At 65.4% G+C, this 14490-nt stretch carries 16 protein-coding genes; 10 read left to right on the plus strand and 6 right to left on the minus strand.

All coding sequences use genetic code 11. The features are described 5' to 3' along the window. Positions 1-19: 19 nt before the first annotated feature. Positions 20-1990, minus strand: a complete 1971-nt coding sequence (locus GEV05_10105; protein ID MPZ43738.1) for an EAL domain-containing protein — start codon at positions 1988-1990, stop codon at positions 20-22. A gap of 66 nt (positions 1991-2056) precedes the next feature. Then, entirely contained in the window at positions 2057-2983 is a 927-nt protein-coding gene (locus GEV05_10110) for an enoyl-CoA hydratase (GenBank protein MPZ43739.1), read from the minus strand. Between the two features lie 350 nt (positions 2984-3333). Here GEV05_10110 and GEV05_10115 point away from each other — a divergent pair, with 350 nt between their 5' ends. Together GEV05_10115 and GEV05_10120 are read left to right on the plus strand one after the other, a co-directional pair. Next, positions 3334-5502: an AMP-binding protein gene (locus GEV05_10115; GenBank protein ID MPZ43740.1), complete on the plus strand. Its 2169-nt coding sequence runs from the start codon at positions 3334-3336 to the stop codon at positions 5500-5502. Between the two features lie 68 nt (positions 5503-5570). Continuing rightward, the gene (locus GEV05_10120; protein MPZ43741.1) at positions 5571-6266 is read left to right on the plus strand and encodes a hypothetical protein; all 696 of its coding nucleotides are present in this window, start codon (positions 5571-5573) and stop codon (positions 6264-6266) included. A 3-nt stretch (positions 6267-6269) separates the two neighbouring features. Here GEV05_10120 and GEV05_10125 read toward each other — a convergent pair whose 3' ends face one another. Further along, positions 6270-6680: an aminoacyl-tRNA hydrolase gene (locus GEV05_10125; GenBank protein ID MPZ43742.1), complete on the minus strand. Its 411-nt coding sequence runs from the start codon at positions 6678-6680 to the stop codon at positions 6270-6272. Positions 6681-6787: 107 nt separating this feature from the next. On the opposite strand from GEV05_10125, the gene GEV05_10130 reads away from it, so the two are divergent. Continuing rightward, positions 6788-7315, plus strand: coding sequence for a disulfide bond formation protein B (locus GEV05_10130; GenBank protein MPZ43743.1), 528 nt, complete (start codon positions 6788-6790; stop codon positions 7313-7315). 103 nt (positions 7316-7418) lie between these two features. On the opposite strand, the gene GEV05_10135 is transcribed toward GEV05_10130, so the two are convergent. The 3 genes from GEV05_10135 to GEV05_10145 form a co-directional block, all read right to left on the minus strand. Then, on the minus strand, positions 7419-7625 hold the full coding sequence (locus GEV05_10135) for a DUF465 domain-containing protein (protein ID MPZ43744.1): 207 nt from the start codon (positions 7623-7625) through the stop codon (positions 7419-7421). Between the two features lie 296 nt (positions 7626-7921). Next, entirely contained in the window at positions 7922-8155 is a 234-nt protein-coding gene (locus GEV05_10140; protein ID MPZ43745.1) for a hypothetical protein, read from the minus strand. A 240-nt stretch (positions 8156-8395) separates the two neighbouring features. Continuing rightward, positions 8396-8983: a DsbA family oxidoreductase gene (locus GEV05_10145; GenBank protein ID MPZ43746.1), complete on the minus strand. Its 588-nt coding sequence runs from the start codon at positions 8981-8983 to the stop codon at positions 8396-8398. A 184-nt stretch (positions 8984-9167) separates the two neighbouring features. Here GEV05_10145 and GEV05_10150 point away from each other — a divergent pair, with 184 nt between their 5' ends. The 7 genes from GEV05_10150 (at position 9168) to recX (ending at position 14411) form a co-directional block, all read left to right on the plus strand. After that, positions 9168-10088, plus strand: coding sequence for a 2-dehydropantoate 2-reductase (locus GEV05_10150; protein ID MPZ43747.1), 921 nt, complete (start codon positions 9168-9170; stop codon positions 10086-10088). A 171-nt stretch (positions 10089-10259) separates the two neighbouring features. After that, positions 10260-10709, plus strand: a complete 450-nt coding sequence (gene nusB, locus GEV05_10155; GenBank protein ID MPZ43748.1) for a transcription antitermination factor NusB — start codon at positions 10260-10262, stop codon at positions 10707-10709. A 78-nt stretch (positions 10710-10787) separates the two neighbouring features. Continuing rightward, on the plus strand, positions 10788-11744 hold the full coding sequence (gene thiL, locus GEV05_10160) for a thiamine-phosphate kinase (GenBank protein ID MPZ43749.1): 957 nt from the start codon (positions 10788-10790) through the stop codon (positions 11742-11744). Then, entirely contained in the window at positions 11737-12231 is a 495-nt protein-coding gene (locus tag GEV05_10165; protein MPZ43750.1) for a phosphatidylglycerophosphatase A, read from the plus strand. The genes thiL and GEV05_10165 overlap by 8 nt, the downstream gene beginning before the upstream one ends. Positions 12232-12257: 26 nt before the next feature. Beyond that, a complete protein-coding gene (locus GEV05_10170; protein MPZ43751.1) occupies positions 12258-12755 on the plus strand; it encodes a nicotinamide-nucleotide amidohydrolase family protein in 498 nt (165 codons plus the stop codon). Positions 12756-12846: 91 nt separating this feature from the next. Next, the gene (recA, locus tag GEV05_10175; protein MPZ43752.1) at positions 12847-13869 is read left to right on the plus strand and encodes a recombinase RecA; all 1023 of its coding nucleotides are present in this window, start codon (positions 12847-12849) and stop codon (positions 13867-13869) included. 38 nt (positions 13870-13907) lie between these two features. Beyond that, positions 13908-14411, plus strand: coding sequence for a recombination regulator RecX (recX, locus tag GEV05_10180; GenBank protein MPZ43753.1), 504 nt, complete (start codon positions 13908-13910; stop codon positions 14409-14411). The last annotated feature ends 79 nt before the right edge of the window (positions 14412-14490 follow it).

Consider the following 14490-nt stretch of genomic DNA (forward strand, 5'->3'; position numbering starts at 1 on the left):
AGACGGTAGGACTCAAAGCTCAAGCGACCGCGGGCTGGTAGACACTTCCCAGGTCGGGCCCGTTTTCCATCGGGTACGGCGAGCGGAAGTAGTAGCCCTGGCCGTATTGCGCGCCCATCTGCAATAGCATGTCGAACGCCTGCTTGGTCTCCACGCCTTCCGCGATCACTTGCTTGGAGAGCCCGCGCGCCACATCGTTGAGGGCGCGCACGAACAGCACATTGGAGTTGCCTTCGCAAAGATCGCGGATGAAGCCGCCGTCGATCTTGATGTAGTCCACTTCGAAGCGCTTCAGGTAGTAGAACGAGCTGAAGCCCGCACCGAAGTCGTCGAGCGCGAAACGGTGGCCCATGGCCTTCAGGCGCTCGATGAACTTCAGCGTCACGTCGACCTCGGTCATGGCCGCGGTTTCGGTGATCTCGAACACGAGCTGCCCCGGGCGCACCGGGGCGGAGCACAGCAATTGCTGGAAGCGGGCTACCCAGGCCGGGTCCGAGATCGACACGCGCGACAGGTTGACGAAGTAACGCAGCGACTCGTGCGGCGACGGGTTCGCCGCGATGTGCCGCAGCACTTTCTCCACCACGCGCAAATCGATTTCACGGATCAATCCCAGCGATTCGGCCAGCTCGATGAACTGCGCCGGCTGGATGAGCGTATTGTCGTCGTCGCGAAGCCGCGCCAGCACCTCGTAGTGCACGGTCTTGCGATCTGCCAGCCGGACCACCGGCTGGCAGTGCAGCACGATGCGATCGGCATCGATGGCATCGCGCAGCTTGCGCGACCAGTGCACGCGCCGGTGCGTGCTGCGACGGTCGTCCGGGTCGTTGCCGAACAGCACGTAGCGGTTGCGCCCGGCTTCCTTGGCCTGGAACATGGCGGCATCGACATTCGACAGCAGCCCCGGAACGTCGTTGCCGTGAAACGGATACAGCGCGACACCGGCCGAGGCGCTCACGCCCCACATCCGATGTCCGGCGCGCAGCACGCAGCGATACTGCCGGATCGCCTCCAGCGTCTTTTCGGTGAGCTCGGCGGCCTGCGCGCGCAGCTTGTTGCGGGCGATGACGGCGAACTCGTCGCCCCCCAGGCGGTAGATCTTCGCCCCGGTCGACTCCAGCGCTTCGCGCAGTACCGCCGCGATGCCGATCAGCAGCTGGTCGCCGGCCGGATAGCCGAAGCTTTCGTTGACGTAGCGAAAATGGTCCAGGTCGAGAAAAACGACGGCGCCGTGCTCGTTGGATTCCAGCGATTGTTGCAGCTGCGCCTGCAGCGCGGTGCGATTCGGCAGCCCGGTGAGATGATCGCGCGCCGCCATGCGCTCCATCTCCATCATCGCCGTCTGCGCCTCGGTCACGTCGCGCGCGGTGCCGCGGATCCCGATCACCGCACCCGAATCCGATGCCGTCACGCGCGCATTGATCCCGATCCAGCGATCCTGGCCGTGAATAGTCTGCAGATGCGTGAGGTAGTTGCGCACCTCGCCGTTGCGCATCAGCTTGGCGAGGAAGCGGCGATTGGCGATGTGCGCGGGGCGCGTCTCGAAATCGAAGAAGCAGCGCCCGATGATCGCGGACGGCTCCAGCCCGAACACTTCCAGCGAAGCGCCGTTGACGTAGGTGAAGCGGCCCTGGGCATCGGTGGTCCAGACCAGATCGTGGGACGTTTCGACCAGGTCGCGGTAGCGCTTCTCGCTTTCGAGCAAAAGCTGTATGACCCGCCGCTTGTCCTCGAGCGTGCGCTTGACCGCGGCCAGCTCGTCGGACACCGACCCCTGCGACAGGCCCGAGAAGTTCGTGCTGGCGAGCGTGTCGATCAGTTCGCGGGAATAGCGCCGATGGCCGCCCTCGGTGCGGCGCGCGATCAGGATTCCGTGCTCGTGCCATCGCCGCAAGGTATGAATGGGCAGGCCGAGCCGTTCGGCTGCCTCCTGGATGCTGTACTCGAATGGCGGACGCATGTCCGCGCCTCCCTTGCGCGTTGGGGTCATTGTGACCTCGAGCAACCTTTGGTGGCGAGCCGGTCCGCGCGCGGCCGGTCCGCGTTGCGGCGTTGCCTAGTGCACCTGCTGCGATTCCGCCAAGCCGCTTTGGCGGGAAACCAGCCGCTGCATGAGTTTGAGATCCCGGGTGTTGAGTCGGAGCGCACAGTCTACCCAAATTTCAACGATGTCTACGAGTTCGGCGAGGTCGATCTTCTGCACGCGCCTGCGCGCCGCGGCGATTCCATAGAGCCCATTGCGCATGCGGGAGCGCTGCTTGATGAGTGCTGCGACCTCGGCTTCGCCCTGCCCATCGTCGACCACCAGGTCGATGACGCCCAGCTCGCGCACCTGCTCGGCGCTGTAGATCCTGCCGCTGGTGAGTATCTCCTCTCCGCGCTTCTCGCCAACACGCCGATAGAGGAAGGAATAGGCTCCCATTCCGGGGAATAGATTGAACAGGATCTCGGGGAAACCGAAGCGGGCGCTGCGTTCGGCCACGATGACGTCGCTCGACAGGGCGGCTTCGAAGCCGCCGCCCAGGCATTCGCCCTGAACCAGAGAAATGGTCGTGGCGGGGAGATCGTGCGCGATGTAGTTGCGATACAGCACATCGACGCACGCGCGCCCGTATACCGAAAGGCCGGCGCGGTCGCGCTTGTCGATCAGTTCGCGGAACAAATCCAGGTCGCCGCCCAGATTGAATACGCCTGGCATGGCCGAGGCGAGCACGACGTATTCGATCGGATGCTCGTCGATGCCGTCGCTCACCGTGCCGTGCGTCTGCGTAAGCATGTCGTAGTACGTTCGAATATCGCGCAGCAGGCCCGGATTGAAGCAAGGCCGCGGCGACGGGCTCCAGCGCGACCACATCGCGTTCTGGCTGGGGTCGAAGCGCGCGCTCAACTGTTCTGAGAACCTGTACTCCAGGTCGGGGGTCAGCTGCCGCGCCAAGGCATTGTCGCGAGCCTCCAACAGCTGCTGCGGCACATTCATATCCATGTGGGGGGTCTCCCGATTCGTTGATTTTCAGGCGATGTCAGTGACATTCCGACATAGTGGTAGGAAATGTAGAGCAACCTAACGTAAAACACAAATCTCACAGATTGTTAGGTTTTATATTGTTGAAAATCAATTGGGCTCACGGTAGCCTTTCGGGGGCAGTAAAATTGTAAAAAACTGGCCATTTATAAGAGAAATGACGACATGGCGTCAGAAGATGTCTTACAAGCGTTGTAGGAAGTTTTCCTACAAAATGCTCGGCGTGCGCTCGGGTGGCCGCGAATAAGGGCGGGTGCGCTGGGCGGCGAGCCGGTGTTAGAGCGATAAGCGCGTTGGGGTATGCTCCGATCATGCAAGGTACGCGTTCGAGGCGTCTGCTGCGCGCAGTGCTAGGCGCTTCTCTCGGCGGGAAGGCCGATGCACTGCTCTCGCCGGGGCCTCTGCTGATCGTTGCCAATCATCCGGGCGCGATCGCCCCGCTGCTGGTGTCCGCGGTGCTGCCGATCGATGCCGTTGTCGTGGTCGCGCCGCGCGCCGCGCGCCATCCAGCCTGCAAGCTGTGGCTGCGCGGGGCGCACGTTCTCGTCGCGGAAATGAGCGAAGCATTGACCGTGCGCCGGCTCGCGCGCCTGATCAACCAAGGCCGCAACGTCGTCGTCTTTCCGGAGAACGGGCCGGTTCGCACAGGCGCACTGGGCAAGCTCTACGAGGCGCCCGCGATCGTCGCGGCTCGAACCGGCGCAACCGTGGTCCCGATCAACATCCGCTACGGTTCTCCCGGGGCCAACGGCAAGCTGCGCCACGGTTCGGTTCTGAGTGTCGGCACACCGGGCCGAATCGAATTGGCGCCCGGCCTGGCGGCGCGCGAGCGGCGCCGGCAGGCCGGTGTTCAATTGCTCTCGCTCATGCAGTGCGCAGCGCTCGAGGCGAGACCTCGCCGTACCTTGTTCGGTGCGTTCCTGGACGCGGTTGAGCAGCAGGGGCGCCGGACCCCGATCGTCGAAGACATCCGGCAGATCGAAGAATCGTACGGCACCGTGCTCAAGGTGACGCTGGCGCTCGCGCGCTTGCTGCAGCCGCGCACGCGGGAGCGCGAGGTCGTGGGCGTGTTGCTGCCCAATACGGTGGCTGCTGTCGGAACCTTGTTCGGATTGAGCGCAGCTGCCCGCGTGCCCGCGATCCTCAACTACAGTTCCGGTCCGGACGCTGTGCGCAGCTCCGTCGCCGCAGCCGGCATCAAGACCGTGGTGACTTCGCGCCGTTTCGTCGAGATGGCGCGTCTGGAGCGGCTGCTACGCGCATTGGACGGCTGCAGCATCCACTACCTCGAAGACCTTCGTTCGCAGCTCGGTTGGCGCGACAAGCTCTGGCTCGCTGGCTGGGCCCTATGGCGGCCGCGTAGCATCGAGCGTGCGAGCGACCCGGATGCGCTTGCGATCGTCTTGTTCACCTCGGGCTCGGAAGGCAAGCCGAAGGGCGTGGGGATGTCGCATGACGGCGTACTGGCGAACATGGCGCAGCTCGCAGCCGCGATCGACTTCAACGAGAACGACAAGTTCCTCAACGCGCTGCCGATGTACCACACCTACGGTCTCATCGCCTGCACGCTGATGCCCCTGGTGTACGGAACGAAGCTTTTTCTGTATACCAACCCGTTGCACTACCGGATCATTCCCGAGATCGCCTATTCGCGTAAATGCACCTACCTGTTCGGCACCAGCACGTTCCTGGGCCACTACGCGCGGCAGGCACGCGCGCTGGATTTCGCGACCGTGCGCTATGTGATCTCGGGCGGGGAAAAGCTCAACCCGGAAGTTCAACGGTTGTACCAGGAGCGGTTCGGCCTGCGCGTGTTCGAGGGCTATGGTGCGACGGAATGCGGCCCTGCCATTTCGCTTGGCACCCCACAACGCAATCGCGCCGGAACGGTCGGCGCATTTCTCGCAGGCGTCGAGTTCCGCCTCACGGCCGTGCCGGGGATCGCTCAAGGCGGCGTGTTGCATGTGCGCAGTCCCAATCTCATGCTCGGTTATCTGCTGCCCGATCGACCGGGCGAATTGCAGCCGCCCGCATCGGAGCTCGGCCCCGGCTGGTATTGCATGGGCGACGTGGTCGAAATCGACGATCAGGGTTTCGTGCGCGTAGTCGGGCGCCTCAAGCGCTTTGCCAAGGTGGCCGGAGAGATGGTGGCGTTGGAGTTGGTGGAGCGATTGGCGCGCGAGTGCTCGCCGGAGCATCAGCATGCCGCAACGATTGCGACAGCGACGGAGCGCGGCGAGACGACGGTTCTCTTCACGACCGATGCCGCGCTCGATCGGATGAAGTTGCACCAGGCCGCTCGCTCGCTCGGAGCGCAGGATCTCGCGGTGGCGCGCGAGATCGTTCATGTCGCCTCGCTGCCTGTGCTGGGCAACGGCAAGACCGACTACGTGAGGCTGACCGACATGGTCGCCGCTCGGCTGCAGACGCAACGCGACGATGCACCCAATCCCATGGGGCGAGTCGTCAACGACAATTGAGAGCCGAATTTGCCTGCCGCGGCAGCCGAGCGCGTCGCGTGCATCGTTGGCGCGAAAGGAGAGTGCGGATGGCCGAGGCGAGAGTCGATCGGGAGAATCAGCCGCGCAAGGCCGTCGCGGTTTGGGATTGGCCCGTGCGCATCGTGCATTGGTTGCTCGTCGTACTCATTGCCGTCTCCTGGATCACCAGCGAGGTGGGCGGCAATGCCATGACCTACCACATGTGGTCGGGTTACACGATTCTCACCCTGGTCGTGTTTCGCATCATTTGGGGATGGGTCGGCAGCTGGCATGCACGCTTCGCCAGCTTCGTCAGAGGGCCGGGCGAGGTGATCCGTTACGCCACGAGTCTCACCGCCACCCGCTCGTCGAGGTTCCTCGGCCACAATCCGTTGGGCGGCTGGAGCGTCGTGCTGATGCTGCTCAGCATAACGGTACAGGCGACGACGGGGCTTTTCGCCAACGACGACGTCATGACCGAAGGTCCGCTCGCAAGCCGTGTTTCGGGCGAGACGAGCGAATTGCTCACCGCGATCCACAACTACAACTTCTACGTGTTGCTCGCACTGATCGCGCTGCACCTGATCGCGATCCTGTTCTATCTGCTGGTCAAGCGCGAGAACCTGATCGGCGCCATGTTCACCGGCAGAAAGTACGTCGATGGTGCCGCGCCGACGCAGGAGCCGATGGCGAGTCTGCTGCGGGCGGCGGTCGTGCTCCTGATCGTCGCCGGCGCGGTTGCTGTCGTCGTCAACTCGGGTTGAAGGCTACTCCAAGATGCGCCGGTCGCGCTTGAGCAGGCCGCGCCGATGCTTCGACTGCAGGCGGCGTTCGCGCTCGGCTGCGGGTGGCCTCGTTGCGATCCGCGCGCGCGGACGAACCGATGCCTTGCGCAGCAGATCGAGCAGCCGCGTCCTCGCGTCTTCCCGGTTTCGCGCCTGGCTGCGATAGCGGCTCGCCTGGATCACCAGCTCGCCCTCGCGCGTCATCATCGAACCGGCCAGCGCCGCGAGCCGGCGCTTCATATCGGCGGGCAAGGTTGCGCGTGCGAGGTCGTAGCGCAGTTGCACGGCGGTGGCCACTTTGTTAACGTTCTGGCCGCCCGGTCCGGGCGCGCGTACGAACTGCTCCTGGATCAGAGACTCGTCGATCGAAATGGCCCCCGGTCGTCGCAGCATGAGTGAAGTTTAGCAGGCGAGTGTCATCATCCGGCGCGAGGCGCTCGCCCGGGTCATACGCGAGACGGGGCCTATCGATGGCGCATGCGCCAGCCACGGCGAGGACGATGCAACTCACGAATCGGCACGGTTATCTGGCGGGCTTCCTGGTGTGCGCAGGATTGATCGGGTTCGCCCTTTATCTGCAGTACGTCGTGGGCGAAGACCCTTGCCCGCTGTGCCTGCTGCAGCGAATCGCATTCATGGGTCTGGGCGTGGTATTCCTCGTCGCCGCGCTACACGATCCGCGTCGCACGGCGGCGGCCGTCTACGGCGTGCTGCTGCTGCTGTTTGCGGCCGCGGGCGCGGCGCTCGCCGGGCGACACGTATGGCTGCAAAGCTTGCCCAAGAACATGGTCCCGGAATGCGGACCGGGGCTCGACTACATCCTGTCGCGCTTCCCGTTGCAAAAGGCGATCGACATGGTGCTGCGCGGATCGGGCGAATGCGCGGAAAAAGGCTGGACCTTTCTCGGCCTCAGCATTGCCGGCTGGTCGCTCGTCTGGTTCGTGCTGCTCGCGCTGCTCGCGGTCGTGGTGACGATGCGGGCCACGCGCGACCGTGGTCGTGCGGGACACGCGCAAATGCGCGCCTGATACAGCGCTCTGGATTCGACACGAATGCCGGCGATCCGCTCGGCATACGCCGTGTCGCGCAAGGGTTGCCCGGCGTTACGGCTCGGGCTGCGCGTTCGGTTACTCAGGCTGGCACATCGGGGACCAGTCGTTTCTCGAGCACCGAGATCTGGTCTTTGAGCAGGAGCTTTTGTTTCTTCAGGCGCCGCAGCTCGAGTTCGTCTTGTACGGGGCTGTCGGCGAGGCGGGAGATCATCTTGTCGAGACTGCGATGTACGGAGTGCAATTCGGCGAGTTTGGCGCGCGTAGCTTCCAAATCCTCTTCGATCAGCATGCTGCCTCCTCTCGAAAGATGTTGCGCGCTTATGGTAGAAGATGCCCGCCAAAACTTCAATCGCGGGAATTCGTTCGCTGGTCCTCCCGCATCGCGCGAGCCGGCGAATCGACTTCAACTTTCGGGGACAGCGGACTGATTCGAATCGAATCGGCCGCGAGCGCGCAACAAAGGAGACTTCGCCCGGCACCCGATTGCAGGGTCAGGGTGGCTGTACGGTGACGCGCGAGCACGGTGGTGCATGAGCTCGCAGGTGGGACCCGCGAGGTGGGACCCGCGAGGCGCCGCTGCCTTCAGACCAGCGTGGCCTCGGCGTAGACGTTGCCGAGATCGATTGCCGAGGACAGCGCCGGGTCGTAACAAGGCGCCGCCAGAGGCAAGACACGGATGCGCGCCGACGGCCGCGCAAGACTCGAATTGTCCGCCGATACTGTCGTCGCCGTGCCGCCCGCGGCAATCAACAGCGGTCGCGCCTGCGCCTGCGATTGGCGGCGGCGGTTCAGGTAGTCCTCGATGTAGATCAACATTGACCGTTACCTTGCGAAGCCACGTCCTGAGCTTCTCAAAGCAACTTCCACACCATCCCTGACACGGCGTCGTGGCGATACGTTAAGTTACTGATTATGCATGCTAAGAAAGAAGCCGGCGGAACGACATCGGCGGCCGTCGGACTGCGCCCACGTCGACATTCCGTCGCATTGTGACCATGCAGCCGTCAGCCCGGTGCCCCGGGCGGCAGCAGGCGTCAGGACTGGCGCCATGGAAATTCAGGCTAGCGACTGCTGCATCGCTTCGAGCAGCATGCTCGGCTCGTGCGCGCCCGAAACGGCGACGCGTCGATTGAAGATGAAGAATGGAACGCCGCCGATTCCCGCCTGCCGTGCTTCGAGATCGGCTGACAGCACCGCTTGCCTGTCCTCGTCGGAGGCGAGATAAGCGGCCACCGCATCGGGCTCGAATCCCGCGCGCGCGCCGAGCGCGGCCAGCTGGGACAAGTCCGTCAACACGGTGCCTTCCTGGAAGTAACCACGGAACAGGCTCTCGGCCATTGCATCTTCCCGCTCGTGTCGGGCGGCATGGTGCATGAGGCGATGCGCGTTGACGGTGTTGGGCTGCACGGTGATCGCGTCGAAGGCGAAGTCGATGCCGACCTCCTTGCCCACCGCGGCGACGCGGGCATAATTGCGGGCGCCGCCGGGACCGAACTTGCGTTCGATGTAGGTCTTGCGGGCTATTCCCTCCGCTGGGAGATCCGGATTGAGCTGGAACGGCAGCCAGCGCACGGCCGGCTCGGGTTCATCGGGCAACTTGCTGCGGAATAGCGCCAAGGCCGATTCCAGGCGGCGTTTGCCGATGAAACACCAGGGTCAAACCACGTCGGATACGATCTCGACGACGAGTCGGTTGTCCATGCGGCGCTCCTTCACAATTGACGTTGCAGCAACGAATCCCGGCCTCCGGACACTGGAAGTGTATTCCCCGATTCCGGGGGCGTCGACTTCTGCTACCGTGCTCGAGTCCGGAGCATTGGAGAAAGAGATGAGAATCGCCGTCATGGGCAGCGGAGGCGTAGGCGGCTTCGTCGGCGGACGGCTCGCCCATGCGGGGTGCGATGTGCGCTTCGTCGCGCGAGGCGAGCATCTGAAGGTGATGCGCGCGAACGGGCTGGTGATCGAGCGCGATGGTCAGGACGCCATCCGTATTCCGAACGTGCGAGCCGCGGAGGACCCGGCGCTATTGGGTCCGGTCGACCTGGTCATCATCGCGGTCAAGCTGCGCGACACCGAGGCCGCAGCGGCCGCCGTACGGCCATTGGTGACGCCCGCGACTGCGGTCCTGTCCTTGCAGAACGGCGTGACCAAGGACGACATTCTGCGGCGCGAGTTCGGGGCACAGGCCGTAGTCGGCGGCGTCACCTATGTTGCGACCCGCATCGCCCGGCCCGGTGTCATCGGGCAAACCGGCGCCGTCCAGCGGGTCGTGATCGGCGAATACGACGGCCGTCCGTCGCCGCGCGTGCAGTCGCTGCACGATTGGCTCACGCGTGCGGGCATCGACGCCGCGATCAGCGACGACATTCGTCGCACGCTGTGGGAGAAGTTCGTATTCCTTGTCGGCCTGTCCTCGACCACGGCGACCATGCGAGTGCGCCTCGGCGCCATCCTCGGCAATGCGCAGACGCGGGCGTTCCTGCTGGATCTCATGCGCGAGGTTGTCGCCGTCGGCCGCGCGCTCGGTGTGGCCCTGCCGTCCGACTACGCCGAGCAGAGGCTTGCGTTCGCCGATACCATGCCGCAGGACATGACCTCGTCGCTGCACCACGATCGCGAGGCCGGCCGGCCGCTGGAGATCGAATGGCTCGCCGGTGCGGTCGCCACGCTCGGGCGCGCGCACGCGATCCCCACGCCGCTATGCCGCGCGGTGTGGGACATCCTCGCATTGCATGCCGCCGGCCGATGAACCGGACAAGGTGCGAGCCCGCCCCCGGAGCGCATCAATGCGCTCCCGCCGCCCCATCCCTTTGCATGGCGAGCGACAAGCGTTCGCGTGTCTGCTCGGAAGCGATACGCTTTCCGGTAGAATGCGCGCCTCTTCGCGCGTCGCGCGGACACGTTGGTTATCGCACGCCAGATGAGAAACAGCCGTCGACTCGCCCGCGAATTCGCCGTACAAGGCCTGTACGAGTGGCTGCTCGCCGGCAACGATGTGCGCGCGATCGAGCATCGCCTGGCGGAACTCAGGACTTTCGACAAGGCCGACCGTGCGCTGCTCGAATCGATTCTCAACGGCGTGATCCGCGAAGCGAGCGACCTCGATGCGCGGCTGGCGCCCTATCTGGATCGGCCGATCGCTGCACTGTCGCCGGTGGAGCACGCGGTGCTGCTGGTTGGCGCATATGAGCTGGTGCACCGCATCGAGACGCCCTACCGGGTCGTGATCAACGAGGCCGTCGAACTGGCCAAGGCCTATGGCGGAACGGATGGCCACAAGTACGTGAACGGCGTGCTCGATCGCCTTGCCGCCCAAGCCCGCGCGATCGAAGTCGAGGCCGATCCACGCGCATCGCGCTCGCGGCGTTGACGAGAGCGCAGCTGCGCGAGGGCGCCGGCCCGCTTCCCGCTCGACGGAAGGCTGCAGCGCCTGCGCGTACAATTGCGCATGCCTACCGAATTCGAGCTGATTCGGCGCTACTTCGCGCGGCCGGCGAAGCATGCGCTGCTCGGAGTCGGCGATGATGCGGCGCTGCTCGAGCCCTCGCCCGGCATGGCGCTCGCGGTATCGGCCGACATGCTGGTGGCCGGCACCCACTTCTTCCCCGACGCGGATCCGCGCGCCCTCGGTCACAAGGCATTGGCCGTCAATCTCTCCGACATGGCGGCCATGGGCGCGGCGCCGCGCTGGGCGCTGCTGTCGCTGGCGCTGCCGAGCGCCGATAGCGCCTGGCTGAAACGTTTCGCGGGTGGCTTCCTCGCCCTCGCGCGCGCCTTCGACGTCGATCTGGTCGGCGGCGATACGACCCGCGGGCCGCTCAACCTGAGCGTCACGATCGTCGGCGAGGTTCCGCCGCGCGCCTCGTTGCGCCGCGACGCCGCGCGGCCGGGCGACGATGTCTGGGTGTCGGGTTCGCTGGGCGAGGCCGCGCTCGGCGTCGCGCACGGCAAGGGCCGCGTGACGCTTGCCGCGAACGAGCTGGCGCGCTGCATGTGCCGGCTGGAGCGGCCGACTCCGCGCATCGCGCTCGGTATCGCGCTGCGCGGGATCGCGCATGCCGCGATCGACATTTCCGATGGCCTTGCGGCCGACCTGGGCCACATCTGCGTGCGCTCGAAACTCGGCGCCGACGTTCATGTCGCGCAGGTGCCGCGTTCGCCCCTGCTTGCGCGCCTCGGCGACCGTGCGGCTGCGCATGAAGCGCTGCTCGCGGGCGGCGACGATTACGAGCTCTGCTTCACCGCGCCGGTTCGCCGTCGTGGCCACGTTCAGGCGCTGAGCACGCAGCTCGGCTTGCCGCTCACGCGCATCGGGACGATGCGGCGCGGGCGCGGCGTGCGGCTGCTGCGCGCCGACGGAGCCGTGGCACGGATCGGGAAACGTGGATTCGACCACTTTGGCTAGGGCGCTCAGCGGACCGTCGTGGCGCTTCGTCGCCTCGCACCCGGCGCACGTCATCGCGCTGTTCGGCGGAGTCGGACTGATCCGATTCGCGCCCGGCACGTTCGGCAGCCTGGGCGCGGTGCCGTTGCACCTGTGGGCCGCTGCGCACTTGAATGCCTATGTTCACCTGGCCGGGATTGCGGCTGCGTTCGCGATCGGCATCTGGGCGGCCGGCCGTACGTCGCACGATCTGGGCGTGGCCGACCACGGCGGCATCGTCTGGGACGAGACCGTCGCTTTCCTGCTGGTGCTGTTCTTCACGCCACCCGATGCCGTGTGGCAGGCGGCTGCGTTCGCGCTGTTCCGAGTGTTCGATATCTTCAAGCCGCCGCCGATTCGTTATTTCGACCGCAGCCTCAAAGGCGGCTTCGGCGTGATGTTCGATGATCTGCTCGCGGCCGGTTACAGCCTGCTCTGCCTGGCGGCAGCGAAGGCGTTGCTCGATTGAGGAGAAAAATGGACGAGGCTCTATAAATGGACGAGGCTCTATTTCGGCTGGCGGTTCGCGTCGGGCGCGAATTGAAGCGCAAGGACCTGATGGTTGCGACCGCCGAGTCCTGCACCGGCGGCTGGATCGGACAGGCGATCACCATGGTGCCGGGAAGCTCCGAGTGGTTCGAGCGCGGTTTCATCACCTACACCTACATCTCCAAGCGCGAAATGCTGGGCGTCAAGAGCGCATCGCTCGCCCGGTATGGCGCGGTGTCCGAGCAGGTCGTGCGCCAGATGGCTGTGGGCGCATTGCGACACAGTCACGCCCAGGTCTCGGTGGCGGTGTCGGGGGTCGCGGGCCCGGGCGGCGGAACACCCGACAAGCCCGTGGGCACGGTGTGTTTCGCCTGGGCGCGCGCGCCCGGCAAGGCGGTGGTTCAGACGCGCCGTTTTCGCGGCGACCGGGACGACGTGCGGCGCAAGACGGTGGCGCACGCGTTGCACGGTGTCCTCGCGCAGATTGCGACGCCCGCACGCTAGACCGAGCGGTCTAGCGTGCCGAGTAGCGCTTAAGTAACGGGCTCGACCGGCGCGGCCGTGTGGGATAATGGCGCCATTCTGGGAGATCGACATGGACGACAACAAGGTCAAGGCACTGTCGGCGGCGCTGACGCAGATCGAAAAGCAGTTCGGCAAAGGCTCCATCATGCGCCTGGGCGAATCGAATCTGGCGAATGATGTCCAGGCCGTATCCACGGGATCGCTCGGACTGGATATCGCGCTCGGCATCGGTGGGTTGCCGCGCGGGCGCGTGGTGGAGATCTACGGGCCCGAATCCTCGGGCAAGACCACGCTCACGCTGTCGGTGATCGCGCAGATGCAGAAGCTCGGCGGCACGGCGGCGTTCATCGATGCCGAGCATGCGCTCGATCCGCAATACGCGCAGAAGCTCGGCGTCGACATCTCCGAGCTGCTGATCTCGCAGCCGGACAATGGCGAGCAGGCACTCGAGATCGCCGACATGCTGGTGCGCTCCGGCTCGGTCGACGTGGTGGTGGTCGACTCGGTCGCGGCGCTGGTGCCCAAGGCCGAGATCGAGGGCGAGATGGGCGAGCCGCAGATGGGCCTGCAGGCGCGCCTCATGTCACAGGCGCTGCGCAAGCTCACCGCGAACATCAAGCGCTCCAACACGCTGGTCATCTTCATCAACCAGATCCGCATGAAGATCGGCGTCATGTTCGGTAATCCCGAGACGACCACCGGCGGCAACGCGCTCAAGTTCTATGCCTCGGTGCGCATCGACATCCGCCGTATCGGCTCGATCAAGAAGGGCGACGAGGTGATCGGCTCCGAGACCCGCGCCAAGGTGGTCAAGAACAAGGTGGCGCCGCCGTTTCGACAGGCCGAGTTCGACATCCTCTATGGCGAAGGCATTTCGCTCGAAGGCGAGATCATCGAGCTGGGCGTGAACAACCGCATCGTGGAAAAGGCCGGCGCCTGGTATTCGTACAAGGGCGACCGCATCGGCCAGGGCAAGGACAACGTGCGCGAATACCTGCGGGAGCATCCCGAGATCGCCGAAGAGATCGAGGCCAGGATTCGCGAGGCGGTGGGCGTTCCCGCCGCCGCCGCGGCCGTTGCCGAAGAGGCCTGAGCAGGCAGACGCAGCAGCATACCGCCGGCGCCAGGCTCATGGCGGGGCGCCGCTCGCATCCGGGTCCCGCGCAGCACCTCGATGCTCCGGCGCTCAAGCAGAAGGCCATCCGGTTGCTCGCCCGGCGCGATCGCTCGCGCGCCGAAATGGAACACCTGCTCGCCGGATATTGCGACGATGGCGGCACGCTCGCCGCGCTGCTGGACGAGCTGCAGGCGCGCGGCTGGCTGTCGGAAGCGCGTCTTGCCGCCCAGTTGGTCCATTCGCGTCGCAGCCGCTCGAGCGCCGTGCGCATCCGCCACGAGCTGGCGCGGCGCGGTCTCGAGCCCGATGTGATCGCCGAATCGACCGCAGGACTGGAAGAAACCGATCTGACGGCTGCGCTTGCCCTGTGGCGGCGGCGTTTCGGCCAGCCGGCGGCCGATCGGGCCGAGCGCGAGCGACAGGTGCGATTTCTCCTCAACCGCGGCTTCGGCCACGGCATCGCGCTCAAGGTGCTGCGGCTCGCGGACGAACCGGACGACTCCGGCAGCGGCGGCTGAAAGCACGCCGCGCAATCCCGGTCGCATTGCGCCCTTGAAATTTTCAAGGGAAAATCAATGTTTTCCCATGCCTCTCGGA

The sequence above is a fragment of the Betaproteobacteria bacterium genome, assembly GCA_009377585.1.
In the GTDB taxonomy this organism is placed as follows: Bacteria; Pseudomonadota; Gammaproteobacteria; order Burkholderiales; family WYBJ01; genus WYBJ01.